The 25,436-nt window shown below is 57.1% G+C and carries 20 protein-coding genes; 6 read left to right on the top strand and 14 right to left on the bottom strand.

All coding sequences use genetic code 11. From position 1 onward, the window contains the following. Positions 1-111: 111 nt before the first annotated feature. The gene (locus FBR45_RS18715; protein WP_138505088.1) at positions 112-315 is read left to right on the top strand and encodes a hypothetical protein; all 204 of its coding nucleotides are present in this window, start codon (positions 112-114) and stop codon (positions 313-315) included. A gap of 277 nt (positions 316-592) precedes the next feature. Here FBR45_RS18715 and FBR45_RS18710 read toward each other — a convergent pair whose 3' ends face one another. The 3 genes from FBR45_RS18710 to FBR45_RS18700 are packed head-to-tail and all read right to left on the bottom strand — an operon-like array spanning position 593 to position 4,590. After that, complete coding sequence (locus tag FBR45_RS18710) at positions 593-2,719, bottom strand: xanthine dehydrogenase family protein molybdopterin-binding subunit (protein WP_138505086.1); 2,127 nt, start codon at positions 2,717-2,719, stop codon at positions 593-595. Between the two features lie 20 nt (positions 2,720-2,739). Next, positions 2,740-3,753 carry an FAD binding domain-containing protein gene (locus tag FBR45_RS18705; protein WP_138505084.1) on the bottom strand — a complete coding sequence of 338 codons (1,014 nt, stop codon included), beginning with the start codon at positions 3,751-3,753 and terminating at the stop codon, positions 2,740-2,742. Between the two features lie 18 nt (positions 3,754-3,771). Further along, the gene (locus FBR45_RS18700) at positions 3,772-4,590 is read right to left on the bottom strand and encodes a 2Fe-2S iron-sulfur cluster-binding protein (protein WP_138505082.1); all 819 of its coding nucleotides are present in this window, start codon (positions 4,588-4,590) and stop codon (positions 3,772-3,774) included. Positions 4,591-4,821: 231 nt separating this feature from the next. On the opposite strand from FBR45_RS18700, the gene FBR45_RS18695 reads away from it, so the two are divergent. Together FBR45_RS18695 and FBR45_RS18690 are read left to right on the top strand one after the other, a co-directional pair. Then, on the top strand, positions 4,822-5,394 hold the full coding sequence (locus tag FBR45_RS18695; protein WP_138505080.1) for a TetR/AcrR family transcriptional regulator: 573 nt from the start codon (positions 4,822-4,824) through the stop codon (positions 5,392-5,394). A gap of 62 nt (positions 5,395-5,456) precedes the next feature. Further along, the gene (locus FBR45_RS18690) at positions 5,457-5,909 is read left to right on the top strand and encodes a hypothetical protein (protein WP_138505078.1); all 453 of its coding nucleotides are present in this window, start codon (positions 5,457-5,459) and stop codon (positions 5,907-5,909) included. Positions 5,910-5,995: 86 nt separating this feature from the next. On the opposite strand, the gene FBR45_RS18685 is transcribed toward FBR45_RS18690, so the two are convergent. The 7 genes from FBR45_RS18685 to FBR45_RS18655 form a co-directional block, all read right to left on the bottom strand. Continuing rightward, on the bottom strand, positions 5,996-6,703 hold the full coding sequence (locus tag FBR45_RS18685; protein WP_138505075.1) for an ABC transporter ATP-binding protein: 708 nt from the start codon (positions 6,701-6,703) through the stop codon (positions 5,996-5,998). A 21-nt stretch (positions 6,704-6,724) separates the two neighbouring features. Beyond that, on the bottom strand, positions 6,725-8,077 hold the full coding sequence (locus FBR45_RS18680) for a DUF3526 domain-containing protein (RefSeq protein WP_138505073.1): 1,353 nt from the start codon (positions 8,075-8,077) through the stop codon (positions 6,725-6,727). Between the two features lies 1 nt (position 8,078). Next, positions 8,079-9,530: a DUF3526 domain-containing protein gene (locus FBR45_RS18675; protein WP_138505071.1), complete on the bottom strand. Its 1,452-nt coding sequence runs from the start codon at positions 9,528-9,530 to the stop codon at positions 8,079-8,081. Between the two features lie 5 nt (positions 9,531-9,535). Next, complete coding sequence (locus FBR45_RS18670; protein ID WP_138505069.1) at positions 9,536-11,980, bottom strand: TonB-dependent siderophore receptor; 2,445 nt, start codon at positions 11,978-11,980, stop codon at positions 9,536-9,538. Between the two features lie 36 nt (positions 11,981-12,016). Next, positions 12,017-12,463 (bottom strand): hypothetical protein, encoded by a 447-nt coding sequence (locus FBR45_RS18665; protein WP_246082300.1) that lies wholly within the window; start codon positions 12,461-12,463, stop codon positions 12,017-12,019. Positions 12,464-12,578: 115 nt separating this feature from the next. After that, complete coding sequence (locus FBR45_RS18660; protein ID WP_138505067.1) at positions 12,579-13,532, bottom strand: NAD(P)/FAD-dependent oxidoreductase; 954 nt, start codon at positions 13,530-13,532, stop codon at positions 12,579-12,581. 29 nt (positions 13,533-13,561) lie between these two features. Continuing rightward, positions 13,562-13,939, bottom strand: a complete 378-nt coding sequence (locus FBR45_RS18655; protein ID WP_138505065.1) for a MerC domain-containing protein — start codon at positions 13,937-13,939, stop codon at positions 13,562-13,564. 189 nt (positions 13,940-14,128) lie between these two features. Here FBR45_RS18655 and FBR45_RS18650 point away from each other — a divergent pair, with 189 nt between their 5' ends. From FBR45_RS18650 to FBR45_RS18640, 3 genes are all read left to right on the top strand, one after another. Next, the gene (locus FBR45_RS18650; protein WP_138505063.1) at positions 14,129-15,352 is read left to right on the top strand and encodes an ABC transporter permease; all 1,224 of its coding nucleotides are present in this window, start codon (positions 14,129-14,131) and stop codon (positions 15,350-15,352) included. Between the two features lie 172 nt (positions 15,353-15,524). Next, positions 15,525-16,823 (top strand): M20/M25/M40 family metallo-hydrolase, encoded by a 1,299-nt coding sequence (locus FBR45_RS18645; protein ID WP_138505061.1) that lies wholly within the window; start codon positions 15,525-15,527, stop codon positions 16,821-16,823. Positions 16,824-16,835: 12 nt separating this feature from the next. After that, a complete protein-coding gene (locus tag FBR45_RS18640; RefSeq protein WP_138505059.1) occupies positions 16,836-17,471 on the top strand; it encodes a dioxygenase family protein in 636 nt (211 codons plus the stop codon). 20 nt (positions 17,472-17,491) lie between these two features. On the opposite strand, the gene FBR45_RS18635 is transcribed toward FBR45_RS18640, so the two are convergent. The 4 genes from FBR45_RS18635 to FBR45_RS18620 all read right to left on the bottom strand — a co-directional run bounded on the left by FBR45_RS18635 (position 17,492) and on the right by FBR45_RS18620 (position 25,413). Then, positions 17,492-17,884 (bottom strand): VOC family protein, encoded by a 393-nt coding sequence (locus FBR45_RS18635; protein WP_138505057.1) that lies wholly within the window; start codon positions 17,882-17,884, stop codon positions 17,492-17,494. A gap of 173 nt (positions 17,885-18,057) precedes the next feature. Continuing rightward, positions 18,058-20,466: an ABC transporter permease gene (locus tag FBR45_RS18630; RefSeq protein ID WP_138505055.1), complete on the bottom strand. Its 2,409-nt coding sequence runs from the start codon at positions 20,464-20,466 to the stop codon at positions 18,058-18,060. A 12-nt stretch (positions 20,467-20,478) separates the two neighbouring features. Further along, positions 20,479-22,905, bottom strand: a complete 2,427-nt coding sequence (locus FBR45_RS18625) for an ABC transporter permease (RefSeq protein ID WP_138505053.1) — start codon at positions 22,903-22,905, stop codon at positions 20,479-20,481. A 144-nt stretch (positions 22,906-23,049) separates the two neighbouring features. After that, positions 23,050-25,413: an ABC transporter permease gene (locus FBR45_RS18620; protein WP_138505051.1), complete on the bottom strand. Its 2,364-nt coding sequence runs from the start codon at positions 25,411-25,413 to the stop codon at positions 23,050-23,052. Positions 25,414-25,436: the final 23 nt, after the last annotated feature.

Here is a 25,436-nt window from a genome sequence, read left to right as displayed (position 1 = left end):
AATTTAATGGTTACTAGTTATCAATCCGCCTGGTTGGTGATGGACTACGTTTCCCGGCTGCCCTACTAATTATGACCACCAGCCAGGGGGCGATGCTCAGCTACTTTCATTATGCCTGATGATCCATTTGTCGGTCAGGCAATGAAAACAGATTTAGCTCATGAGCAAATCAATGGTGGAAGAAAGTTAAGCGCAGTTACCTTCCCGGGACGCCCGCTCGCTGTTATCAAACTATTACTATTTGAGAGCACGTTTGCCAGGTTGCGCGGCAGCCCGGACGGCTACGGATTCGCTACTCAACGCGACGCTAAATAAGGACCAGGCCGATTTTGTCGGCGAGCGACTTCGCCGGACGCATGAATTCATCCACACCGAACCGGGACGCCGAAGCGTTCATCCGTTCCAGCGCATAATGGCGGATTGGTAGCTTCGTCTTTTTTCATCTAACCCGCGAGTCAGCTTCTCAGGCAGTTCATCGACGGGGCGTTTTACCACATACTGATTGACACCTTCACCAGAAACGAATCAGTCCGGCATGAAACCCATTGTTATGGTTTCATGCCGGACTGATTTATTTATAACGCCAGTTGATTTACAACAGCTTATCCGGCGTAATCGGCAGTTCGCGAACCCGTTTGCCGGTGGCGTTAAAGATGGCGTTGGCTACGGCGGCTGCTACCCCAACGATGCCCACTTCGCCGATGCCTTTGATCCCCATCCGGTTCGCTTTCTGATCGTCTTCCCGGATAAAAATAGCCTCCATCTCACCAATGTCGAGGTTGGCCGGTACATGGTAGTCGGCGAAGGAGCGGGTGACGAAGTTGCCCCAGCGCGGGTCCACCACCGACTCTTCGGTCAGGGCCATGCCGATGCCCCAGATGTTGCCACCGATAATCTGCGAACGGGCCGTTTTCGGGTTCAGGATCGCGCCCGCGCCGGTTACGGCCAGAAACCGGTTGACCCGGACCATGCCCGTAAACCGGTTTACGGCCACTTCTGCAAAGTTGGCGTTGAAACTATGGGCCGAATACTCCTCCGCGCTTTCCAGCGGCTTGGCATCGATACGGGTCTGGAAGTCGGTCAGCTTTTCAGATAGCATCAGCTGCGAGGCCGTCGGACGGGCAAAAAACTGCTTGCCGGACCGGGCCAGCAACTCGTCGGTAATTTTCTGGCAGGCGTCGTTGACGGCATTGGCGTAACTCGACGCCCCTACCGACCCCACAGCCCCGGCCGCGGGTGGCAGGTCCGAATCGCCGATGACGACCTTTACCTGGCTGAGCGGCAGGCCCAGCGCGTCGGCGGCTGTCTGGGCCAGAATTGTGTAGGTGCCGGTTCCCAGATCGGCCGCGGCCAGCTCGACCGTAGCCATCACGTCGTTGCCGGTGCGTTTCAGCTTCACGATGGCCGAGGTGGGGCGCTGATGCGCGGGGTACGTACCGCAGGCTACGCCGTAACCGATCAGGTAGTTACCCTGCTGGTTCTGACGCGGCTCGGGCTTGCGCCTGTCCCAGCCAAACGCTTTGGCCCCTACCTGCAGGCATTGTACCGTTGTGCGCGACGACCAGGGTTTGCCGTTAGAAGGGTCACGTTCGGGCTCGTTTTTAAGGCGCAGCTCGATCGGATCCATCTTCAGCGTATGGGCCAGCTCGTCCATAGCCGACTCGAGCGCAAAGCTCCCGGTCGATTTGCCGGGGCCGCGCGTATACGTCGGCAAAATCACGTTCATCGGAACGATCCGGTACGTAATCAGCGAGTTGGGCACGTCGTACATGATCTTCGAGCAGTCGCCACAGGGCTCGATGAACTCGTTTTTGATGGCGCCGTGCGTGGTGGTTTCGTGGGCCAGTGCGGTGAGCTTCCCGTCTTTGGTAGCGGCCAGGCTTACCTTCTGATGGTTCCGCTGGCGCAGCCCGACCGAGTTGACCATCTGCTGCCGCGTCAGGGCCAGTTTCACCGGCCGGTTAACCTGTCTGGCCGCTACGGCTGTCAGCACCAGGTTGGCCCACTGCCCCCCTTTGGAGCCGAACCCTCCGCCAATGTAAGGCGTAACGATACGCACCTGCTCGGGTTTGATGTTCAGGGTTTTGGCCGCTGCGGTTTGCGCCCCGTTTACAATCTGCGAACTGTTATACAGCGTAACGCGATCGCCGGTCCACTCGGCAATGGTGGCGTGGGGCTCCAGCGGGTGGTGGTGCTCGATGGGGGTTTCGTAGACCGCTTCGACCTTGATTTCGGCCTCGCGCAGGGCAGCTTTGACGTCGCCCCGTTTTGCATCGGCTTTGTCCTTATCCTTTGGTACTGACGCGTTCTTCATCAGCTTCTCGAAATCGGCTTTCGGGTCTCTGCGGTCGTAGGTGACGCTGATCAGGTGCGCAGCGTGCCGGGCCTGCTCGAACGTCTCGGCCACGACCAGCCCAATGTGCTGCCCGTGAAACTCGATCTCCGGACTTTGGAGCAGCGCCCCGCCCCGAATACCGCCATCGACGTTCAGTTTCGGTGCGTTCTGGTGGGTGATGATCGCCAGCACACCGGGGGCTTTTTCGGCCGCGGCCGTATCGATAGACCGAATGGTGCCGGCCGCGATGGTGCTTTTGAACAGAACGGCATACGCCAGGTTCTTCACCGGGTAGTCGGTCGAATAGGCCGCTTTTCCGGTCACCTTGGCAATGCCGTCGATGCGGCTGACGGGCGTGCCGGTTAGTTTGTTTTTGTCTTGCATGGCGGTTGGTGCGGTTATCCTCAGGCTTTGCCTCCGTTCAGGGCCATCTGCAACGCCAGCACTATGCTTCGGTTGCCCAGCTCGACCTTAAACTTGTTATGTTCCAGCGGTTTGGCAGCGGCCATTTCGGCGTCGGCGGCCCGTTTAAAGTTAGCGGGGGTGGCTTCCTGACCGATCAGCATTTTTTCGGCCGTCAGCGCCCGCCACGGTTTATGAGCCACCCCGCCCATCGCGATGCGGGCCTGAACGATGCGGTTGCCCGTTTCGCTCACCTCCAGGGCGGCTGCCACCGAAAGCAGGGCAAAGGCGTAGGACGCCCGGTCGCGCACTTTGAGGTAATATGACCTGTCGGCAAAGCGATTTTGCGGCAGGTCGATGGCGGTAATCAGCTCCCCGTGGGCCAGGTTGGTATCCTGCTCGGGCGTATTGCCGGGGAGCCGGTGAAAATCGGCGAAGGGTATGCTCCGCTCCTGCCCGCTGGCTGTTCTGACCCTGACCACCGCGTCGAGAGCCGCCAGGGCAATAGCCATATCGGAGGGGTAAACGGCCACGCATTTTTCGGACCAGCCGAAGATGGCATGCAGCCGGTTGATGCCTTCCAGGGCACCACAGCCACTGCCGGGTTCGCGCTTGTTGCAAGGCATCGACACCTCGTAGAAGTACGGACAGCGGGTGCGTTGTAGCAGATTACCGCCGTTGGTAGCCATGTTGCGAATCTGTCCCGACGCGCCCGCCAGGATGGCCTGGCTAAGCAACGGGTAGTGCTGGCGCACCAGCGGGTGGTTGGCCGCTTCGGTATTCTTGCCCAGTCCGCCAATGGACAGACCGCCTTTGCTGGCGCCCGCCGTTATGGGTTTGATCTCGGCCAGGCTGAGGTTGGTTATATCGACGAGGGCCGTGGGGCGTTCGACATCCTCCTTCATCAGGTCGATGAGGTTGGTGCCGCCCGCGAGAAAGCGGGCCGTCGGGTTACCGGCCAGGGCCTGCGTGGCTGCGGCCGGGTCTTTGGCCCTTGTATAGGTGAACGGTCTCATGGAATACGGGGTATAGGGTTAGGCCGAAAACCGGAAGGTCTGCTCCACGGGCTTGCCGCTGTGAACCTCCTGAATGGCAGCTACAATATTGGGGTAAGCCCCACACCGGCACAGGTTGCCCGACATGCGCTCCCGAATCTCCTCGGTCGACAGCTGAACCGGGCCTGTTTTCCGGCGCACGTTTTCCGTAACGTAGCTGGCATCGCCCCGCCGGGCTTCGTCCAGCAGCGCCACCGCCGAGCAAATCTGGCCGGGCGTACAGAACCCGCACTGAAAGCCGTCGTGTTTCAGAAATGCTTCCTGCATGGGGTGCAGCTGCGCGCCTGACTCCCCCGCGCGGGACCGGCTGCTCCCGGTCTGGGCCAGGCCCTCGATCGTTCGTACGGTTTTTCCTTCGCAGCTGGCCGCCAGGGTCAGGCACGACAGCACCCGCTGGCCGTTTACCAGTACTGTGCAGGCTCCGCACTGGCCGTGGTCACAGCCTTTCTTGGAGCCCGTCAGGTCGAGTCGTTCGCGCAGCGTGTCGAGCAGCGTCATGCGCGAGTCGACGGTCAGCTTTCGAGCGGTTCCATTCACGTTCAGGGCCAGGTTGACGCCGTTTTCAATGGCAGCGGCCGAGAGCTCCTCAGGCATGGCGCCACTAACCGGTTTGGTAAACAGCTGCTCGGCCACGGCCGACTGAGCGGCCAGCACCCCACCCCCGGCCAGGGTCATCAGCTTCAGGAAATGCCGCCGGTTGACGCCCGTATCGAGAATTTCGTTCAGGTCTTCGGGCATCAGATCCTCGAAGAGTTTTTTCTCGTCGTCGGACAGGTCCAGGTTTTCGTTTTGGTCCATCGGGCAGTTTGTCAAAGCGTTGTGGCTGGTTACTCAGCACAGCCTCATCGGGCATAGAATCACCCCGAAGTAACCGTCCAAATGCAGTAATTGTTATGAATTACCTATCAACGGGCACATCGATCTAAACCCGCACACAGCACTAAATACATCACCGGTGAGCCGCAGGCAACCGCCCCGTTTTTTGCGTCCCTGTCAATCATGATAGAAAAACGCCTAGATTGATAGCCGATGAAAGAGATACAGAAAAGCTGGATAGAAAAAGGGTATCAGATGTTCGCGTTTGGCGGGCCTCAGGCACTCAAGGTAGAACGGCTGGCCGCGGCTGTGGGCAAGAACAAATCGTCGTTCTATCACCACTTCGCCGATCTGGAAGTATTCACCAGTATCCTGCTCGACTACCACATGGAGCAGGTTGGCCAGATTGCCCGGAAAGAATCGCAGTGCGCATCGCTGGACGAGCTGATCGATATTATCGTTACCCACAAACTGGACCTGCTGGTGAATCGACAGTTGCGGATTCACCGGACGAACAAAGATTTTGAAGCCTGTTTCGTAAAAACGAACCAGCTCACGGTGCCCGCGATCATGGGCATCTGGGCCACCATCCTGGGCCTGACCGATCAGTCGCACCTGGCCGGGCTGGTACTCACCCTGAGCCTCGACAATTTCTACCTTCAGATAACCGACGAAACTCTGAACCACGGCTGGCTGAAGCAGTATTTCAGCGACCTGCAGGGTCTGGTCCGGGCGTTCAGTACCACCGGAACAGCGCTCCCCGCCGTTCTGGACGGTGGCGTCTAAAACCAGCGGGCTGCTATGGCTAACTATGCACCTGCACACAAACCGGTATCGGACAAACGACTATGCAGGAGCACACAGCACACCAGCCGACGACAGAAGCGTCGCACCGATTTCACAAATTCTGGTTAAAAATCACCGCCATCGTTATTGGGTCGTTCGGACCTGTCTTCTTTTTGGGAACCATGATCGCTACGGCCGAACCCGCCCGGCTGACCCTGGATTTGTTAAGCTGGCCCATCGATGGCGCCACGACCTATGCGTCGCCCGATACCCGATTTCTGTCGGCGCTTACGGGTGGTTTTCTCAGCGGGTGGGGTGTTATGGTCTGGGCACTGTCAGCCTGGGTCTATGACAAAGCACCGGAGGGGGTTCGACGAACCGTTGTGGCGGGGGTTCTGGCCTGGTTTGTTATTGACAGCGCCGGTTCTATAGCATCAGGAAACCCGTCCAATGTCTTGTTCAATGTGGTGGTTCTGCTGATCGCGGTAGGCCCGCTATGGCGCCCGGCCAGGTAATGACCGAGTACCGGTCCATGCAGCCCAGCGGCCGGGTCATCCCGCTGTAAAGCCACAGAACACATACCCAGCGCCTGATCGGTCAGCTATACCGTTTGCAGGTAGATGGCTTCCAGCTCCTGGGCCGTCAGGTCGGGGGTGGTCAGCGTCTCGACCAGTCGGCCGGCCCGCATGATACCGATGTGCGTACCCACTTCCCGGGCGCGGAAAATATCGTGCGTGGCCATCAGAATCGCAGCCCCATCGGCACTGAGCCTGCGCAGGATGTCGGAGAATTCGTTGGCGGCCTTAGGATCGAGGCCGCTGGTGGGCTCGTCCAGCAGCAACACCCGGGCGCGTTTGGCGAGGGCAATGGCAATACCTACTTTCTGGCGCATTCCTTTCGAGTACTTGCCGACCCGGCTGGTGTGGGCACTGGCCTGCAGACCCGCCGTTGTCAGAAACCCGGCCAGCTCATCGGTGCTGTAGTGGAACCCGGCCAGCGAGGAGAAAAAACGCAGGTTCTCCAGCCCCGTCAGGTTTGGATACAGCATGACCGTTTCAGGCAGATAGGCCAGTAGCCTGCGGGTTTCGGACAGATGGTCGGTCACGTTCATGCCGCCTACCAGGGCTTGCCCCGAGGTGGGCTCCAGAAACCCCAGAAACAGGTTGATGGTCGTGGTTTTACCCGCGCCGTTCTGACCCAGCAGGCAGTAGATATCGCCGGGCTGCACCCGCAGGTTCAACGCGTTCAGCGCCGGTATAGTCTGTCGGTTCGGGGTATACTGTTTAGTCAGTTCAATGGCTTGCAACATAGGAAAACGGCTAAATAAAGGTTAGAGCCGGTAGACCGACCGGCTGAGATTGACCCAGCCAAACCCGGCCAGTCCAAGGATAAACAGCAGCAGGGGAGCCAGAACACCCACGTAGCCAACGGGGGCCCGATCGGTAAATGTTTCTACCGGAAAGGCATCCCAGCGTTCGGCGCTGACGGGCGCGTTGTTGATTAGTTTAGGATAGAAGTAGAGTCGTTTCTTTTCATGAAACCGGCTGGTATAGTCCAGAAACCGCAGCTGATTCCCCAGTCCCGACCGGGCCAGGTCGTTGAGCTGAAGCTGGGTATGCAGCGTTGGAATAAACCGCGCAATGGTCCGGCTGGCAGCTTCACGCTGTAGCAGCCGGGCTTTGAGTTCGTCGGCCTGGGTAGCCGATTCATCATCGCCGAGCTGCTGCATGGCGTAGTACCAGAGCCAGCTGAACCCGGAGTCGGGTACCGGATTATGTTTAAACTGCGGGTAGTGGGCATAGAACCTGGTCATGGTCTGGGTGCGGTCCATGTCCCACTTTTCATGGTAACCTTTGCGCTGGGCCAGGGTGGTGGCCAGCGCTTCGGGAACGGGGTAGCGGGTGGTGATGTAGGTGTTCACGATGGCGGGCAGCACAACAACCAGACCCAGCCAGATCCCCAGCAGCAGCATGGCGTTGACGCTGGACCGCTGTTGCAGCGATGCCACCCAGACACTCACGCCAAACCAGAACAGCACGTACAGCACCGACGTAGCCAGAAACAGCCCGAACGACGCATCGGGCGCAATACCCAGCAGCGGAACGGCTAGCGCCAGCAGGATCAGCAGCAGCCCCAGTAGGGTCAGCAGCCGGATCAGGAACAGCTGCCCCACGAAGCGCAGCAGGTTGTTGCTCTGCACCGCCACGATTCTCCAGGTGCCGCTTTCTTTCTCTTCCGAGATGATGTTGTAGGTAAACGCAATGATCAGCAGCGGAAACAGATAGATCAGCACGAAACTGAAATCCAGATTACCCAGCAGCTGGTTGGTGGGGTTGGTCAGGTCGGCATCGTATTTCTGGCCTTCGAGCGCCCGAATCGTTACGCTCTGTACCGACGCGTTGACGTCGCGCTGCCCGATCGACAAACCACTGAGTGGGGACGTTTCGTTGACCAGCGAAAATTTCAGGTAGTACAGCAGCAGACCCAGTTCGTGGCTATGCACAGCCGCACTTCGCCGGAAATCTTTCTGCTGAAAAGCCCGGGCGTCGGCAACGGCCGTCTGTTGCCGGTTCAGGAACTGGTGGCCCACCAGCAGGCTGGCCAGACCCGCCACCAGCAGAAACAGCAGGCCGATGCGAACCCCGCCCGACCGAACGAAATTTTTGACAGCAAGGAGTATCATATCAGACAGCGCGCAGGGTTTTCGATAGTTTTCGGATGAGGTAAACCAGAGCAAGCCCCCAGAACAGGAAAGCCAGCAGCGAGATAGTCTGGCAGGCCAGCACCGGGCCAACATCCAGAGCGGTATATCTGAATTCGGGCACATCTTCCCAGTGTTTTCTGTCGATGACGGCGGGTTTATCGGCGGGTCCGGGCTTGCGGTTACTGATGGAGCGGATCTGCAGCTCGTTCATCGTCTGGGCCAGGTCGTAACGGTATTGCTCGGCCTGCCGCCCGAAATCCACGAAGCTGGCGTAGTCGGTACCCGAGAGCGCCATCGACAGGTTTTTGATGGCCATAAACGGGTTCAGAAACGCCATAGCCCGTGAAAACTGATTTTGCCGGTCGTAGATCGCCAGTAGCTCGTCGTAATGCCGGTTGTAGAGGGTCGCGCTGATTTTCTCGCCTTCGGCCATGATGAAGCCGCTATAGTTGAACGGTAGCTGCTCCACCGAGTCGATGCGGTAGACAGCCAGCAGCGAATCCTTCAGTGCCCTGTAGTGCGGATCATTGGGGTTGTGGCTGTCTCCCTGCTTCAGCACATCGTCCTGAATCCGGTCAAAGAAAGCTACTTTGGAAGGAGCCGCAAACAGCGCCGAGCCCAGCGCCTGCGATGCCCTCGGCAGCACGATGGTAAACATCAGCCAAAGACCGATCAACCTCACCAGCGCCACATTGGCCGACGCGCTAACCGCTGACACCAGCACCGCACCGACGCAGCACATACTCAGGTACAGCCCGTAGGCCAGCGCCAGCAACCCGAACCGGACAACCTGATCGGCGCTGACAACGCCCGCCTGCCCGGTCAGCCAGAGTACCGCAGCCACCAGCATGATCGGAATAAACAGCGTAAGCATAAGTCTGATCAGTCCCAGGCTCTTGCCCACGATCAACTGCCGCCAGCTAATGCCCTGGCTCAGCACAATTTTCAGCGTACCCGTTTCGCGTTCGGAAGCGATGCTGCCAAAACCCAGAAAAAAGATCAGTAACGGCAACAGCAGTTGCAGCACCAGCGCCAGGCTGATTTCGCCAAAACGCAGCATCCCCGTCGAGAACCCCGCTTCGGAAAAGTTCACGGCATTTTGCTTGTGAGCTTCCAGAAACAGAGTGCTGCCCAGAAAGCTCTCCATCCCGCTGTCGAACATACTCAGGGGCGGTTTGGGCCGGAACGCAAAGTGGCCATAGTGCGCCATCCGGTGCGGGTGTTTGTCGGGGTTGTTCAGCCAGTCGTGCCGGGCCTGCTGCTGGTAGGTGGTCCGCAGTCCGTTCTGCTTCCGGAAGGTGGCCCAGCCTGTATAGACCGCGTAAACCACCACCAGCCCGACAAACAGGCCCAGGTACACAACAGCCCGGTTCAACAGGGCCGTATGCCAGACCTGTTGGGCAATGAGTCGTTCGGGACGTAAGGCCTTCATACAGCTCAGAATCGGTAAGTTAGGGTTAGCATCGTGTTGCGCGGAGCCCCCGGAAACAGCCGCAGGTAGTTCTGCGCCCCTACCCAGTACGTCTGGTTGGTCAGGTTGTTGATGTTCAGCGCTACCTGTACGCTGCTCCGCTGGGGCGAGTAGTACAGGGACATGTCGAGCAGGGTATAGGCGGGCACCTCAAAGGCGCGGGAGAACCACGGAATTTTGCTGCCGCTATGCTGTACGCCCAGCCCGATACCCAGATCGCTCAGCGCCGAATTTGAGGAGAAGTTATAGCGGGTCCAGAGGTTGCCGCTATGCCGGGGGGTGTTCTGCTTCCGGGCTCCGATGAGCGACTCGTCGCGGTCGTTGACAATAACGGCATCAATGAAACTGTAGGATGCGTTGATTTGCCAGCTGGGCGTCAGGTACCCGGCCAGGTCCAGCTCGAACCCTCGGCTCCGTTCGGCACCCCGCGTCACCAGCCGGTCGGGGTTAGCGGGGTCGTTGGCGTTCATCAGCAGGTTGCGCTGGTTGATGTCATACACGGCCGTTGTCAGCCGGACGCGGTTACCGAACAGGTCGGCTTTCACGCCCAGCTCTTTCAGATCACTCTCGAGCGGGTCGAAGGTGCTGCCCGCCGGCGCCGTAACGGGCAGCAGGGTAACGGTGTTGGACTGGGGCTGATAGCCTCGCAGGTAGGTACCGTACACGTTTACGCTCGTCGTCAGCGCATAGGTAACGCCCAGCCGGGGCAGCAGCGCCGACTTATGCACCACCAGAGGGTTAGGCGCTTCGTAGTTGGTGATGTCTTCGAACCATTCGTTGCGGAGTCCCAGCAACAGCGTCAGCCCGCGCCAGGTCAGCTGCTCCTGCAGGTAGATGGCGTTGGTGGTGGTGAGGGCGGGCGGCAGGGCCGTACGAACGTTGAACGTGTAATCGTCCAGGTTGCGGATGGTATAGGTCGGGTTATTGAGGTCGAAATGACTGACGTTCGGCCGCGGCATCGTTACCCCGCCAACGGTCTGGGTCTGGTAGCTGGCCGCGTTGGCCGGTACGAACGAAGCGGCTACCGAGCCGTCTTTCAGCAGAAAACCACGGGCCGCGTTCTGCCCACCCCCTTTCAGCTTTTGCCAGCGGTTCAGATCGTATCCTATCAGCAGTTTATGCCGGACCGGGCCGGTGTTGCCATCGATGTTGACATAAGCGCTCAGGTTGTCGATGTTCCAGAACTGCTGGCGCTGTACAAACTGCATGGCCGCCAGCGACGGCACCGGCCGGTTTGCTATATCGACGGCAAAGGCGTTGGTTGTTCGATGTTCCTGTAAGTTCTCGGTCCAGGTCTGCTTCATGTAGGCCACGTTGAGGCTGATGCGATCGGTAAATTTATGGGCCAGGTTACCCATCATGATCAGCTCCTTCGACCGAAAGAAATCGTTCGACGCCCCCAGATTGAGGCTGATGGGCGTACTATTTAGGTCGGTCACGCCGGCCACAGCGCCGAAGATGGGTTGGCCCCGGTCCAGGTTACCATTCATGTTGCTGACGATCAGTTCGGCATTGATGGCGGTTCTGTCGGTGGGAATGTACGAAAACGAGGGCGAGAGCAGGAACGATTTATTACCGACCAGATCGCGGTAGCTGCGGGCTTCCTGATAGGCGCCGTTGAGCCGGTACAGCAGGGTTTTGCTGGTGTTGAGTGGTCCCGTAAAATCCATCGTGCCGCGCAGGGTGCTGAAACTCCCAACGCTCAGGCTCACTTCTTTCCGGTTAATAGCCAGTGGCTTCTTAGTCACCAGGTTGATACTCCCCCCTGGATCGACCGACGAAAACGACGCACTGGCTGGTCCTTTGATCACCTCTACCCGTTCAATGTTGGTAGTCAGCGGTTGCAGGAAATAATACTGCCGGGTACGCATGCCGTTGATGATCTGCCCTTCTTCGTTCTGGCTGATGCCGCGAATGGCGTACTGGTTGTAAAAACTGGATGGGATCACCCCGCTGACAATTTTTACGGCATCGGCCAGCTGAAACGCCTGCCGGTCGGCGATTAGCTCCTTCGTTACCGTGCTGATCGACTGCGGAATGTCTTTGTTGCGGGTCGCAATTTTTGTGGCCGAAAACGAGTACTCACTCGTGTAATCCCGGGCCGCCCGGCCTACAACTTCGATGGTTTGCAGCTCGGTTGCGTTGGGTACGAGATCAACGGTTATGAAGCGGCCGTCTGCCCTGACACTGAACGACCGGTAGCCTATATACGATACTTGAATCGTGCCCTGCCCGGCCAGCGAAAACCGCCCGGTCGAGTCGGTAACGGTACCGCTATCGCTACGCAGTAGCCTGACCGATGCGCCCGCAACGGGAGCGCCCGTACTGGCATCGTTTACCAGACCGGTAGTGGTCTGCGCCCGCAGGCAGCAGGATGTAAGAACAAGGAATAAGGTAGCAATTGGCTTCATAACGGCTTGGTAGGTAGCGGACGGTGGGGGTATGAGTTATGGATTCGGAGCTGGGGTCAGCTCGTTGAGCCGAACCTGTATCTGTTTAATGCTGGTCAGGGTTTCGCGCTGCAGATCGCGCATCTGCTCGGCCGGCAGATCGGCCAGCGTGGCGTCGGCATGCTGGTGGCTATGGTGTCCGTGCTCATGCGTATGGGTATGAGGCATACCGGGCACTTCGACCAGATTGGACTCCCAGTCTTCGAAGGCTTTTTTCAGGCTATCGAGCGAAGCCATTACTGCAGCTGGCTTTCTCTGGGCCGTATATACCGCCTTCAGCGAATCGATCTGATCGATTTTCGGCTCCAGTACGGCCTGAATAGTAGTAGCCTGCTGGTGGTAGGCTGCCGCTTCCTTTAGCAGCGGATCTTGCTGGTCAGACGATGAACAGGCGGATAAAGCGCCCATCAGGCAAAGCGTGTAAACAAGTCGATTCGGTTGCATAGGCTGGTAGTTTAGCCAGCAAAGTAAGCAATTTGCAACTACGTTGCAAAAACAAATCAACCAAATAAGCGGTCCGGGCTCAGCTAAGCGACCTTATCCGCAGCGCAGCGGCCGGTCAGGCGTCGGTTCCCGCCAGTCGGGTTTGTCTACGAATATCTTCATCGATCAGCTGCCGGTTCAGCCAGGCGCCCGTTTTGGCTCCGCTGGCCACCGCGATAGCTACCTGCCGAAACAGGGTTGTTGCATCGCCAGCCGCATAGACGCCGGGAACGTTCGTCTCGCCGGCCTCAGTAATCTTAATGAGACCGTGCTCGGTCAGGGTACAGCCTAGCTGACTGGCCAGATCAGTATGCTGGCGGAAGGGCACCCGCGCAAAAACAGCCGCCGGATGTGCCCGTGTCCCATCAGCGAACAGCACAGCGGTTAACCGACCTTCTTCGTGTTCGAGAGCCGAGATGGGGGTATCGACAATTGGAATCTGGAGTTGAGCCAGGGTCTGCTGTTGATCAGGAGTCAGGGTGGCCGGTCCGTTGGTGAACAGGGTGAGCTGGCGGCTCCACTGCTGAATCAGGCTGGCCATATCGTACCCAATATCGCCATTGGCCAGGATACCCAGCGGCTGCCCGTGTACTTCATAACCGTGGCAGTAGGGACAATGCAGCACCGACCGGCCCCAGCATTCGGCAAAGCCCGGCAGCTCAGGCATAATATCGAACAGCCCCGTTGCCAGCAGCAGCGCACGACCCGAAAATTGGAGTTCGCCCCCGTCGGCCGACGTTGTTGTAAGGCTGAATCCGTGCTCGGTGCGGGCGGCCCGGGTAGCGGTGCCCGACCAGAATTGCACGCCCGGGTACTGGCTGATTTGCTCGCGGGCCGCGGTCAGTAACTCCGTCGGGGTTGCTCCGTCGCGGGTCAGGAAGCCGTGCGAATGGGGCGTTTGCCGGTTGCAGGGCTGCCCCGCGTCGATGACCAGCACCCGACGTACGGCCCGGCCGAGTACCAGCGCGGCACTAAGCCCGGCACTGCTACCCCCTACTATAATTACATCGTTTTGCTGGCGGATTGTCATGTTGTCTGTTAGTTGATATTAATGACTGCTCAGTGAACGTGATGCGTACGGCAGTAATGGATATTGGCCAGGTGCGTCACGACCAGACCCAGGGAGGCCGCGTAGGCCAGGTATTCGAATCCTTCGTTCAGTTCCTCGAACACCAGCCCGGTAGCGAACAGTCCCAGAAACCCCCACAGGGCAAACCGGATCGAGCGGGAGGTACGCCGGGTAGCTGACCAGACCGCCCCTATATTGACGATGATGAACAGATAATCCAGACTCAGGAAGCCGACCCGAAGAGAATCGTGCGTGAGCCAGGTAGAGGTCATCAGCAGTACCGGGGTCAGCATACAGTGAATAAGGCAGAGCAGTGAGCCGGTAATGCCGATGTAGTCGGCCCGGCGACGGAGTATGTGTGTAGCCATACCAAGTGGGTTGATCGATAGGCAAAGGTAAAGGGTGGGATTCATTTTTGCAACATTGTTGCAAAAATGAATCCTATGGATTCTGATGGGGTTGCCAATAGCCTCACCGTTTGTCACATACCGGTTGGCTTCCTATACCAGACGCTGCTATTTTGTATAGCCTCCCTCTAATCGCGGGCGCCCTTCCCGATGAAAAAAATACTGGTGTCGTTCGCCCATGCGCTGCAAAACATCCGCACTCGCTTTTTTCATACGGTGCTGTCCATTCTGGGGATCGTAATTGGGGTAGCGGCTCTGGTCGCTATTCTGTCGCTGATTGACGGTATGGAGCAGTACGCGCGCGAGCAGATCACCAGAACGACCTCGCTGAAAGCCATACTGGTGCAGTCGAATCCTTATAAAGTAGTCAACGAGGTGCAAGTCCGGAAAAGCGAGTACGACTACCTCGACGCCAAAAGATGGGGCGCCATGCGGTCATCGCTGAGCAAACCTGCCGAAACCTACCTCCAATGGCGGCAGAACAGCGAGATCAGCATGGTGTCCGATACCGGCAAAATCGGTACGATCGTTACGGGGACCAGCCTGCCCCTGCACCCCGACCTGACGCTGGTTCACGGCCGGGTCTTCACCGAACCGGAGCTCAAGAGCGCGCAGGGACTGGCGGTTATCAACCAGCACCTGGCCCGTCAGCTGGCAGGCAAACAGCCCGAACAATCAGCCATCGGCCACCAGCTACGCTACGGCGCAATAACGCTGACGGTAATTGGCATCCTGGCCAATAAGGATGCCAAAGCTGGCCAGCTGCTGGTACCGATAACGCTACTCCCCGACAGTGTCTTACGGGAAAATCCCCCCATGGGTGTCATCGAAGCCAATACCGTAGAAGATGTACCGGCCCTGAAAACCGACGCAGAGACCTGGCTGAAAGCCAACATGAAGCACCAGACGGCCGATTTTATACTCTTCACCAACGAGCAGCGCGTCAGCCAGGCGACCCAGGGCTTTTTGTTGTTCCGGCTGATCATGGGCCTGATTGTAGGCATTTCGGTACTGGTCGGCGGCATCGGCGTGATGAACGTACTGTTGATTTCGGTCACGGAACGAACCGTAGAGATTGGCGTACGGAAAGCGCTCGGCGCCAAAAGGCGGGATATCATGTGGCAGTTTTTGTCAGAGTCGATCACGATTTCGACCTTCGGCAGCCTGTTGGGCCTGGGCCTGGGTCTGTTGAGCACGCTGGCCTTTGTTCCCATTGTGAAAGCGCTGACCGACGTATCGTTTCAGGTAGCCTACACCTGGAACACCTTCATCCTGATCATGATCATCGCCATGCTGATTGGCGTCATCTTCGGCACCTACCCCGCCCTGCGGGCCGCCCGGCTCGACCCCGTCGAAGCCATCCGTCGCGAGTAGAGACAGGAGGGCTAGCCGAGAGGAAGGCTGGCCCGAAGGAGACGCGAGGGATCGCGTCTCTACAGAATCAATATTTATTGTAGTATTATAGGCAAATACGGCCCATATAATTTGGCCAAAGAATAGTATCATTTCTTCTTTATTCTGTCTTACTGATTTTTATCTCATCCCGATGAAGCCAACTTTAGCTGCTTGTATTGCTTCTTTTTTTATCGGCTCAGCCAGTCTGATCCAGGCGCAGGACGACAAACCGGTAGCCATCGACGCCCGTTACCAGACCGAAATTCAAAACCTGGCAAAGCGCCCGGCGGTCCAGAGTGCCTTCAAAACGTTTGTGGACCTGGAACCACAAACAAAACAGGACCTCATCAACCTGACCGAAACGGCTTCTCCCCCGTTTAAAGAGCAGGTACGCGCCAGAAAATACGCCGACATGATGAAAGCCGCCGGGGCCGATTCGGTCTGGCTCGACGAGGTCAGCAACGTTTTGGCCCTGCGCCGGGGAAAAGGCCGCCGGAAAACCGTAGTGCTCGAAGCCCATCTGGACACGGTGTTCCCCGAAGGTACCGATGTAAAGGTGAAACAGAAAGGAGACACCCTGTATGCACCCGGCATCGGCGACGACACCCGCGGCCTGACCGCCGTACTGACGGTATTGAAAGGTCTCGAAAAACACAGCATCGAAACCGACGCGGATGTGCTGTTCGTTGGGGCTGTGGGCGAAGAAGGGCTGGGTGACCTGCGGGGCGTGAAGAACCTTTTCAAACCCAACGGTCCGAAAATCGACTCGTACATAGCCGTTGATGGCGATGGGATCGACGGCATTGTTCATCGCGGACTGGGTTCGCACCGCTACCGGATTACCTTCAAAGGACCGGGTGGTCACTCCTACGGGGCGTTCGGGATCGTGAACCCGCATGGCGCACTCGGAAAAGCCATCTACTACTTCACCCAGGAAGCCGACAAGTTTACCCGCGAAGGGGTTAAAACTACCTACAGCGTCAGCGTGATCGGGGGCGGCACGTCGGTCAACGCCGTGCCGTACGAATCCTGGATGGAGGTCGACATGCGGTCAGAAAGCCCCGACAAGCTGAACGGTATTGACAAGCTCCTGCAGGCTGCCGTTCAGCGGGCGCTCACCGAAGAGAATCAGATGAAACGCGCCGGGCCGGATTTAACAGTCGATGTAAAACAGGTCGGTGACCGGCCATCGGGCCGGATCGAGCCAACCGTACCGCTAGTCCAGCGAGCTATGGCCGTAGCGCGGTTCATGGGCGTTACGCCCCAGTTGAGCGTAGGCTCTACCAATGCCAACACGCCCATTGCCAAGGGGATACCAACCGTCACGATTGGCAGCGGGGGTACGGGCGGGGGTGCCCACTCGCTGAACGAATGGTGGCTCAACGACAAAGGCTACCTGGGTATGCAGCGGATCCTGCTGGTCCTGCTGGCCGAAGCCGGTGTCAACTAAACCAATCTGCCAATGAAAACCCGGCGTTTACTGCTGCTGTTGATTTGCCTCGTGGTCCGGAACGCCACGGGGCAGGTCCAACCCGTTGGTGGCCCCTGCGAAGGTTGCGAGGCCATTCACGAAAGTCCGGTCCCCTTCGATAAACTAACCAGCTTTCTGAAGATGCCCGATGCTACCTGGACCGGCAACAAGCCGCTGGGTATCAACGGAACCGTTTATAAAGCCGATGGCAAAACCCCTGCGCCGGATGTTGTGCTCTACGTCTATCATACCGACCAGACCGGCCGTTATGTGGCCAGGCAGGGCGCCAGGGGATGGGAACGTCGGCATGGGTCCCTACGCGGCTGGATGCGCACCAATGAGCAGGGCGAATACAAGTTCGTTACGCTCCGCCCGGCCCCTTACCCCCATGCAGACGAGCCGGCTCATATTCATATCACCCTCAAAGAGCCAGGCCTGACCGAATACTATATAGACGAATTCCTGTTCGACGACGACCCGCTGCTCACCGCTACTAAACGGCAGAAGCTGGCTAACCGGGGTGGCAGCGGCATTCTGAAGCTCAAAGACGTAGGTAACATGTACAAGGCCGAGCGGCCTATCTACCTGGGCCGCAACATACCCAATTACCCGGCTCCGCACCGCTAGTGTGGCAGGTCGTACAACGGTTATTGCCGCTGGCCATAACTGTAGCACAGCCCATCGGGCGCTACTACGAAAAACACCTGCCAGCTTACGTTGCCATGCTGCTGGAAGCTCAGTCCGGAGAGTTCGCAGGTCAGGCCCCTGGCTTTCAGTTCGGCCAGGGCCGCCGATACGTCGTCGACCTCAAAAAAGCAGCCGTCCTGGGTGGGATCACCGCCGTTTTCGGCCAGGCCAATCTGAAGATCATCGCGTACGATCAGGGCCGATTTTTGCGGCAGATCGGTCTGGGAGACTACCCGAAAGCCGAGGGCAGTTTCGTAAAACGGCAGTGCCGATTCCAGGTTCTGCACCGGCAAATTCAATTTATCCTGCTGGTAAGGCCAGGCCTGCAGAAGGGTCGCTTTCGGTTGTTCCATGGGTTTTGCCGGGATCAGGCGGGTTTGGGATCACAAGAGTAGCAAGGTACGCAATCGAGGCATGAAAAACAGGGTAAACTCACCAATCTCACCCCACACCCGAACCACCCAGGGCCGTGGGGACACGGCTCTTCTCCGAACGGCAACGTATGGCTGACGCGTCAGATGCTGTGCTACTCACTCCGCAAACTCTTCACCGGATTCATCAGCGCGGCCCGGATTACCTGCAAACCTATAACAAGCCCTGTCACTAAGGCCAGATTTATACCGACCAGAACAAAAGGCCAGGCTGTTACGGCAATGTGATAAGCATAATCGGCCAGCCAGCCAGTAACCACCCAATACGCTACGGGCCAGGCAATGGCGTTGGCAACCAATAGCGTCCAGATGTATTCTCGCAGAAACAGCCCGACAATACCTGGCACCGACGCTCCCAATACTTTACGGATACCTACTTCTTTGGTTCGGCGCGATACACTTAGCGAGACTAAACCCACCACACCCAGCAGCACAATCAATAAGGCCAGGCCAGTAGCCACGTAGGCCGCTCGTTGTAATTGCAATTCGGTCTGGTAGAGCTTCTGAAGGGTCTCGTCCATGAAAGCATAGTTGAAGGGGGCATCGGGAAACAAATCATGCCACTTTCGTTCGATACCAGCAATGGTCTGGCGAGTGCTGCCCGGAGCCAGCCGAAACGAGAAAAACCGGTAAATCGGCAAGTTCCGAACCTGCCCGATAAACATCGGCGGAATGGCTTTGTGCATTGTACTAAAATGAAAATCCTGCACCACGCCTTTGACAATCAACGTGGCCGGAAATCCTTGCAAACGAATCGGTTGCCCCAAGGCATCGTCGGGTGTTTTGTAGCCTAAGGCCGCCGTAGCTGCCTGGTTCAGCACAACCGCCGTTGAATCATAGCCGCCCTGGCCCAGATGGAAATACCGGCCGGAGAGTGTTTTGATCTGGTAGGTTTGGGCAAAATACTCGTCGGTGGTAAGGGCCTGCATCGCCACGGCCTGCATGGTATCCTGCCCCTGCCGATAGCCGTTAAAGGTATTCCCCGCATTGCCATTAGGAATTTCGAACGACAAACTCGCCGACTGAATGCCCGGCAGACGGGCAAACTGGTCGCGGGCAGATTCCATACGCGATACGCCTTCTTTGGTCCAGGTGCGGGGTAACGACGAGACCGTCAATACGGCTTCCTTTTTGAATCCCAGATCCGTATCGAAAAAATAGGTGATTTGCCGCGATACAATCACCGACCCCACAAACACAAACACGGCAAGGGCAAACTGCACCGTGACTAAGCCGCGCCGAAACCACTGCCCTTCCTGCACGGTTCGGGTCTTGCCTTTTAACGAATCAACCGATGAATAAGCCGACAGATACAAGGCCGGATAGCCCCCAGCCAATACACCAACGAGTAAAATCATCACGACGAATAGCCAGCCAAACAAGGGTGGCAAATCGGTCAAAGCGGCAATCGATTTGCCAACAATCTCAGTAAACATTGGCCTCAACAGCCCATACAACCCCACCGACAATAGGCCAGCGATAGCGGTCAATACCAGTGTTTCGATCAGAAACTGAGCCGTTAGTTGCTGACGAAGACTGCCCAGCACTTTCCGAACGCCGATTTCGCGGAGTCGAGTCGAGGCTGTGCCCAACGACAGATTGATGAAATTGACTATAGCCATCAACAGGATAAACAGCCCTACAGCAGCCAGCGTAATGATGAGTTTACGAATCAGGCCGTTATTACTTTGGAGGTAATACTCAGTCAGCGGAGTTACGTAAGCCGTCAGGTTCTGCCGAACATCAGGTGGTGTGTTAGTCGCCAATACATGGGCGAGTGGTTTTTCTACATCCTGTGGAGTTACGCCCGGTTGCAATTCGACATAATTGACGATGTACGGATTTTGCCACGAAAAAATAGTGGTGCCGAAATAATCAGCACTTTGAATCGGCATAAAGATCTCATTGGCTTCGGAGAGCAGGTGCGAGACAGAGTTGGGCGAGAGCGGATTGAGTACAGCTGTCACCAGAAAGTTTTTCTTCCCGGCCTGTGGCGTTTCAACCGTCAGTATCTGGTTAAGCACATCCGTTTTGCCGAAGATTTTCAGGGCTTTCGCGGCTGTAATCACAATCGAGTTTGGCTGGCTCAAGGCCGTTTGGGGGTTGCCATGCAGCACCGGCAGCCCGAACATCGGTATGAGCGTCGAATCGCCAATCTGAATAAACTCGCGGAAGTGGTTTGCCCCTGCCGATACCGTTGCACTTACCCCATAAAATCGATAGAAGTTTGCCACCAACGATGGGTACTGGGCTTTCAGGGCTGGGCCAATGGGAGCCAGCGTTGTGATGTCCATACCCCGATTTTCTTGTTTCCATCGGCTCTGCACAAGGCACTGCTGGCGTGTATTTCGCAGTTGGCGATTCACCTGAAATTCGCCCCAAACGTAGCTTCCGATTAGCATCGCAAAGGTGAGACCAACGGCCAGCCCGCCGATATTAATAGCCGAATAAACCTTGTTGCGAACCAGATTCCGCCAGGCGATTTTGAGATAATTTCGGAACATAACCGTAAGAATTTATTCGCTTCGTAACGATTTTACCGGATTCATCAGGGCGGCTTTGATACTCTGGAAACTCACCGTTGCCAGCGCAATGAGTACAGCCGACAGGCCAACACCAATAAATACCCACGGACTTATGTCGATGCGGTACGAGTAGTTGTTCAGCCAGGTTTGCATCCCAAACCACGCCAACGGCACGGCGATGCACAGCGCAATCAGCACCAGCCTGACAAAGCCTCGGGAGAGCATCAGCACGATGCCGGGAATGCTGGCTCCCATCACTTTTCGGATGCCGATCTCCTTCGTGCGCTGTTCGACCATGAGCAGGGCGATGGCAAACAAACCGATGCACGACAGCAAAATAGCCACGCCCGACGCCAGACTCAATATCTGCGAAAGCTGCTCTTCGTTCTGATACCAGGCATCGACGTTCTCGTCCAGAAACGAACCCATAAACTCCGACTGCGGGGCCACCTCGGCCCACACGTTTTGCAGTTTCTCCATCGCACCAGCCAGACTTTGCGGGGCTACCCGAACAAAAACGTAATGAATCGGTTCGGTTGCCGAGAGGTACATGGTGATCGGATTGGCGTTATCAGCTACGGAATAGAGTCGGAAATCAGGCACGACGCCAATGATCTGGGATTTGGTGCCGGTCGTGTCGTCATCATCGCCGAGCAACATACCGACCGGGTTGGCCACGCCCATCATGTTGGCCATACTCTGCGTAACGATCACCCGGTTGGTCGAGTCGCTGGCGTAGGCCCGATTGAAATCACGTCCGGCCAGCAGTTTGATCCTAAGGGTTTTGAGGTAGTCGTAGTCGATCATCAACACATCGGTCAGGATTTTCCTGCCCTTGTTGGTATACCCAACGGTCGATCTCGAACTCACGCGGTCTTTGCCTTTACCCAGGTTGATACCGGTTCCTGTCAGGGACAGAACGGTTGGGTCATTGGCCAGTTTGTTCCGCAGCCGCTGCAACACCTGCCGACCGTCTACCTGCGTGCCCACCGGGATGCTGATGACCTGCTCCTTGTCGAAACCGAGCGGACTTTGACGCAAATGCCACACCTGCTGGAAGGCGATAACGGTACAGCAAACCAGCAAACAGGAGAGCGTAAACTGGGTAACGATAAGCGCATTGCGTAACACGCCCGGCCGTTTCGTCGTCACGTTGCCTTTGAGTACCTCAACCGTATTGAACCTGGCCATTTGCCAGGCCGGATACCCACCCGCCACCAGCGTAACCAGCGCGATAACGAACCCGCAGAGAGCGATAAATCCGGGCTGAAGGGCATTGGCCAGCTGAAGTTTGGCGCCAAACTGAGCGTTGAAGGCTGGCATGAGCAGGTAAGCCAACACGGCTCCCGCCACAAAACCCGCCACGCAAACCAGGCCTGATTCGCTCCAGATCTGAACGAACAAGCTGCTTTTAAGCGCCCCCAGCGATTTGCGAACGCCAATTTCCCGCGCCCGGGTGAAGGAGCGCGCAATACTCAGGTTAATGAAGTTGATACAGGCAATGGCCAGTATAAAAAAGGCCATGCCCATCAGCACGTAGATCACCGCAATGGGTGTGCCTTTGCTGTCGCTCAAATCCCGGTTGAAATGGACGTTGGCCAGTTTCTGTAGTCGTACGGCAAATACATCACCGCGTGCGTCAGGTTGGGACCTTTTCTTCTTAAGCTCTTCGATAGCGCCCTGATAATACTTCTGCGCAAAGGATTTCAGCCGATCTTCAAAGGCCACCTGATCGACCTGCGCGGGTAGTTTTACAAATACGGTGTGTGAATTTGCCTCCCACCTGTCCTTATCATCCTGGTAGTTGGGCGCATTTTCAATACGCGCCAGGGCATCGAACCGAACCGACGAGTTGTCGGGCACATCGGCCACCACGCCCGTCACAACGTAGTCTTTCTGACGCCCATCGTTCCCCATTCTCAGGCGCTTTCCGACCGGGTTTGTCGCGCCGAACAGGTCCTTCGCCATGTTCTCGCTAATCACGATGCTACTCAACTCACGCAGGGCCGTTGCCCGATTTCCGGCTAGGAGTGGAAAGGAGAAAATGTTCAGGAACGCCGGGTCCGTGAAGTTGATCAGCTTATCATAATACTTGCCATTGGCTTCGACCAGACTTTTCCGGCCAGCCATAATGCGGGTGGCTTCCAGTTCGGGGAAGTCGGCCTGGAGGGCCGGTGCAAAGGGCAAAGGCATGTTTCCGCTTTTGGTCGGCTTTTCGGGATCGTTGCTGAAGAGGTACGCCTGAAAGATCCGGTCGCCATCCTGATGAAAAGAATCAAAAGTAAGATGCAGGTAAGCCATCAGCAGCAGAAAGGTGCTGATGCAGAAGGCTACGCCCAGCCCCACGACATTGATAGCGGCATACCCCCGGTTTCTCCAAAGGTTGCGAAGGGCGGTTTTGAGGTAGTTGGTTAGCATATGCTTTGTTTTTTGTAGAGACTCGATCGCACTGGCGCACCGGCCCCGCGTCTCTGCTGTGCGTCAGCAATGGGGTAGTGAATACCAGCTGGTGTAAAAACCATCCGGGTGTAGAGCCGCGAAGGGTCGCGGCTCTACACCTGATCATTCCGATCGTAACGATTTTACCGGATTCATCAGGGCCGCTTTTACGCTCTGGACACTCACCGTCAGCAGGGCAATCGTTATAGCCAGCAAACCCGCCAGAGCAAAAAGCCACCACTCGGTGTCGATGCGGTAGGCAAACGAGCTTAGCCACGCCCGCAAGGCCCACCACGCCAGCGGTACTGCCAGAGCAATGGCGATCAGCACCAATACCAGAAAATCTTTACTGAGCAAAGTAGCGATACTGCACACGCTGGCTCCCAGCACCTTACGGACCCCAATCTCTTTGGTGCGCTGCTCGGCGGTGAACGCAGCCAGTGCGAACAGACCCAGACACGAGATAAAAATGGCCAGTAGCCCGAAATACGTCACCAGCGTAGTCACCTGCTGCTCACGGTGATAGAGGTCTTCGTAAGCCTCGTCCAGAAAATGGTAGGCGAAGGGGTAAGTTGGATTGAACTGTTTCAGCAACCGTTCGAGATCGGCAAGAGCCTGCGAGGTTTGGCCATGGCGGGGTTTCACCAGCAGATACTGCCCATTAGGCGGCATGTAGGTCAGCACCAGAGGTCCAATAGACTGGTGCAGGGAGTTAAGGTGAAAATCTTTCATCAGGCCGATGATCGGACCTTTGCCAAACCAGAAAGTGATTGACTGCCCCACGGGTTTAGTCATACCCATAAGTTTTGCGGCCGCTTCGTTGATGATATAGGCCGACGTATCAGCATAGCTGTTGGGCCGGAAGTCTCGCCCCGCGATAAGCCGGATGCCCGTTGTTTTAATAAAATCATTGCCAACCGACATCGCCGATACCTCCACCAGCTGTTTAGGGTTACGTCCTGGCCATTGCAGATCTGTAGAGCTGCTCTGGATGTTCAGCGGTAGGTGGGCCGTGGTGGTAGCGCCGGCAACGGATGGAGCCTGGAGCAACACCTGCCGGAAGGCTTCTGTCTTTTCGTAATCTTCTAACTTGCCTTCCAGTCGTACATAGATCATGTTCTCGCGGTCGAGACCAAGGTGTTTGGTGCGCAGGTAGGTCATCTGCTGACCGATGCCCAGCATACCGATCAGGAGAAACGTGGACAAGGCAAACTGAAAGACCACAAGCATCCGCCGAAGCTGCACCGGCCCACGGGACGCCGGACGCCAGCCCGCTCCTTTTAGTATGCTAACGGGGGTAAGGCCCGACAGAAATAGAGCCGGATAGCTGCCTGCCAGTACGCCCGTAATCAGCACCAGTCCTGCAATGCCTGACCAACGTAGTGGATTAGTCAGGTCGAGCGTGAGGTGTTTATCGAAAACAGCATTGAACTCGGGCAGCGTGAGCCACACCATGCCAAGAGCCACCACGGCCCCTACTGCACTTAACAGTACCGACTCGCTCAGAAACTGCCCCATCAACCCGCGCCGACCCGCGCCAATGACCTTCCGAACGCCCACCTCCTTGGCCCGCACCGCCGACCGGGCCGTGCTGAGATTCATAAAGTTTATGCAGGCGAGGAGCAGAATAAACAGTGCCACCACCGCAAAAATCCGGACGTACTCGATCTGTCCGCCAACCGCTACGCCGTTCTCATACTCGCTCCACAGATGCAGGTCGGTGATCGGTTGCAGTACGATGCGCTCCTTGTTGTCGAACGTAGCATACCGCCGAAACAGGCCCCGCATGGCGGCTTCGGCTTGCGCCGACGATACGTCGGGCCGGAGCCGAAGGTACGTCTGCACCGAGTTGAACCCCCACTGATTCTGCCACGGTTGTTCCTGCACGGTAAAGTTGGCCAGCCAGTCGAACGCAATGGTCGATGTCGCGGGCAGGTCTTTCAGCACCGCCCCCACCACAAAAACCCGGCTGTTGTCGAGTTGAAGCGTTTGGCCAATGGCCTGCCCGGCGGGGAAGTATTTGGCAGCCATCGTTTGGCTGATAACGATCTGATTTGGGTTAGCCAACGCAACTTTAGGGTTGCCCTGCACGGCAGGCAGGTCGAACACATCGAAGAAACTGGCCGACGCGTATTGCCCCTGCTCTTTGGCCATTCTGCTGCCCACCCGCACGAGACCTTCTTTAGGCCAGGTAAGCTTGGTGGTGCCCATTACTTGGGGTATATCGCGGGCAATAGCTGCCTGTAGGGGACCTGGTGTAGCGTAAGCGGTTTGGGTTTCGCCCCCGTTCAGATTATAGTTGACCCGCACCAGAAATACCCGGTCAGCATCGGGAACGTACCGATTGTAGCTTAGCTCGTCGCTCACCCACAAGCCTACGAGCAGGGCGCAGGCCATACCCAGGGCCAGGCCAAACACATTGATCCCTGAATAGACCCGATTTTTGGCGATATTCCGCCAGGCTATTTTGAGGTAGTTCGAGAGCATGATTCTAAAAAAATGATGAATGA

The sequence above is a fragment of the Spirosoma lacussanchae genome, from assembly GCF_005870035.1.
GTDB lineage: Bacteria > Bacteroidota > Bacteroidia > Cytophagales > Spirosomataceae > Spirosoma > Spirosoma lacussanchae.
Note: the sequence above shows the minus strand (reverse complement) of the source record. Positions and strands in the feature narration are given on the sequence as shown.

What these genes read in the sequence shown, in the direction of transcription:
- FBR45_RS18625 (WP_138505053.1), bottom strand. Translation starts at nt 22,905, where the DNA reads ATGCTAACCAACTACCTCAAAACCGCCCTTCGCAACCTTTGGAGAAAC.
- FBR45_RS18705 (WP_138505084.1), bottom strand. Translation starts at nt 3,753, where the DNA reads ATGAGACCGTTCACCTATACAAGGGCCAAAGACCCGGCCGCAGCCACG.
- FBR45_RS18690 (WP_138505078.1), top strand. Translation starts at nt 5,457, where the DNA reads ATGCAGGAGCACACAGCACACCAGCCGACGACAGAAGCGTCGCACCGA.
- FBR45_RS18710 (WP_138505086.1), bottom strand. Translation starts at nt 2,719, where the DNA reads ATGCAAGACAAAAACAAACTAACCGGCACGCCCGTCAGCCGCATCGAC.
- FBR45_RS18715 (WP_138505088.1), top strand. Translation starts at nt 112, where the DNA reads ATGCCTGATGATCCATTTGTCGGTCAGGCAATGAAAACAGATTTAGCT.
- FBR45_RS18620 (WP_138505051.1), bottom strand. Translation starts at nt 25,413, where the DNA reads ATGCTCTCGAACTACCTCAAAATAGCCTGGCGGAATATCGCCAAAAAT.
- FBR45_RS18700 (WP_138505082.1), bottom strand. Translation starts at nt 4,590, where the DNA reads ATGGACCAAAACGAAAACCTGGACCTGTCCGACGACGAGAAAAAACTC.
- FBR45_RS18675 (WP_138505071.1), bottom strand. Translation starts at nt 9,530, where the DNA reads ATGAAGGCCTTACGTCCCGAACGACTCATTGCCCAACAGGTCTGGCAT.
- FBR45_RS18655 (WP_138505065.1), bottom strand. Translation starts at nt 13,939, where the DNA reads ATGGCTACACACATACTCCGTCGCCGGGCCGACTACATCGGCATTACC.
- FBR45_RS18660 (WP_138505067.1), bottom strand. Translation starts at nt 13,532, where the DNA reads ATGACAATCCGCCAGCAAAACGATGTAATTATAGTAGGGGGTAGCAGT.
- FBR45_RS18695 (WP_138505080.1), top strand. Translation starts at nt 4,822, where the DNA reads ATGAAAGAGATACAGAAAAGCTGGATAGAAAAAGGGTATCAGATGTTC.
- FBR45_RS18650 (WP_138505063.1), top strand. Translation starts at nt 14,129, where the DNA reads ATGAAAAAAATACTGGTGTCGTTCGCCCATGCGCTGCAAAACATCCGC.
- FBR45_RS18630 (WP_138505055.1), bottom strand. Translation starts at nt 20,466, where the DNA reads ATGTTCCGAAATTATCTCAAAATCGCCTGGCGGAATCTGGTTCGCAAC.
- FBR45_RS18645 (WP_138505061.1), top strand. Translation starts at nt 15,525, where the DNA reads ATGAAGCCAACTTTAGCTGCTTGTATTGCTTCTTTTTTTATCGGCTCA.
- FBR45_RS18640 (WP_138505059.1), top strand. Translation starts at nt 16,836, where the DNA reads ATGAAAACCCGGCGTTTACTGCTGCTGTTGATTTGCCTCGTGGTCCGG.
- FBR45_RS18665 (WP_246082300.1), bottom strand. Translation starts at nt 12,463, where the DNA reads ATGCAACCGAATCGACTTGTTTACACGCTTTGCCTGATGGGCGCTTTA.
- FBR45_RS18670 (WP_138505069.1), bottom strand. Translation starts at nt 11,980, where the DNA reads ATGAAGCCAATTGCTACCTTATTCCTTGTTCTTACATCCTGCTGCCTG.
- FBR45_RS18635 (WP_138505057.1), bottom strand. Translation starts at nt 17,884, where the DNA reads ATGGAACAACCGAAAGCGACCCTTCTGCAGGCCTGGCCTTACCAGCAG.
- FBR45_RS18680 (WP_138505073.1), bottom strand. Translation starts at nt 8,077, where the DNA reads ATGATACTCCTTGCTGTCAAAAATTTCGTTCGGTCGGGCGGGGTTCGC.
- FBR45_RS18685 (WP_138505075.1), bottom strand. Translation starts at nt 6,703, where the DNA reads ATGTTGCAAGCCATTGAACTGACTAAACAGTATACCCCGAACCGACAG.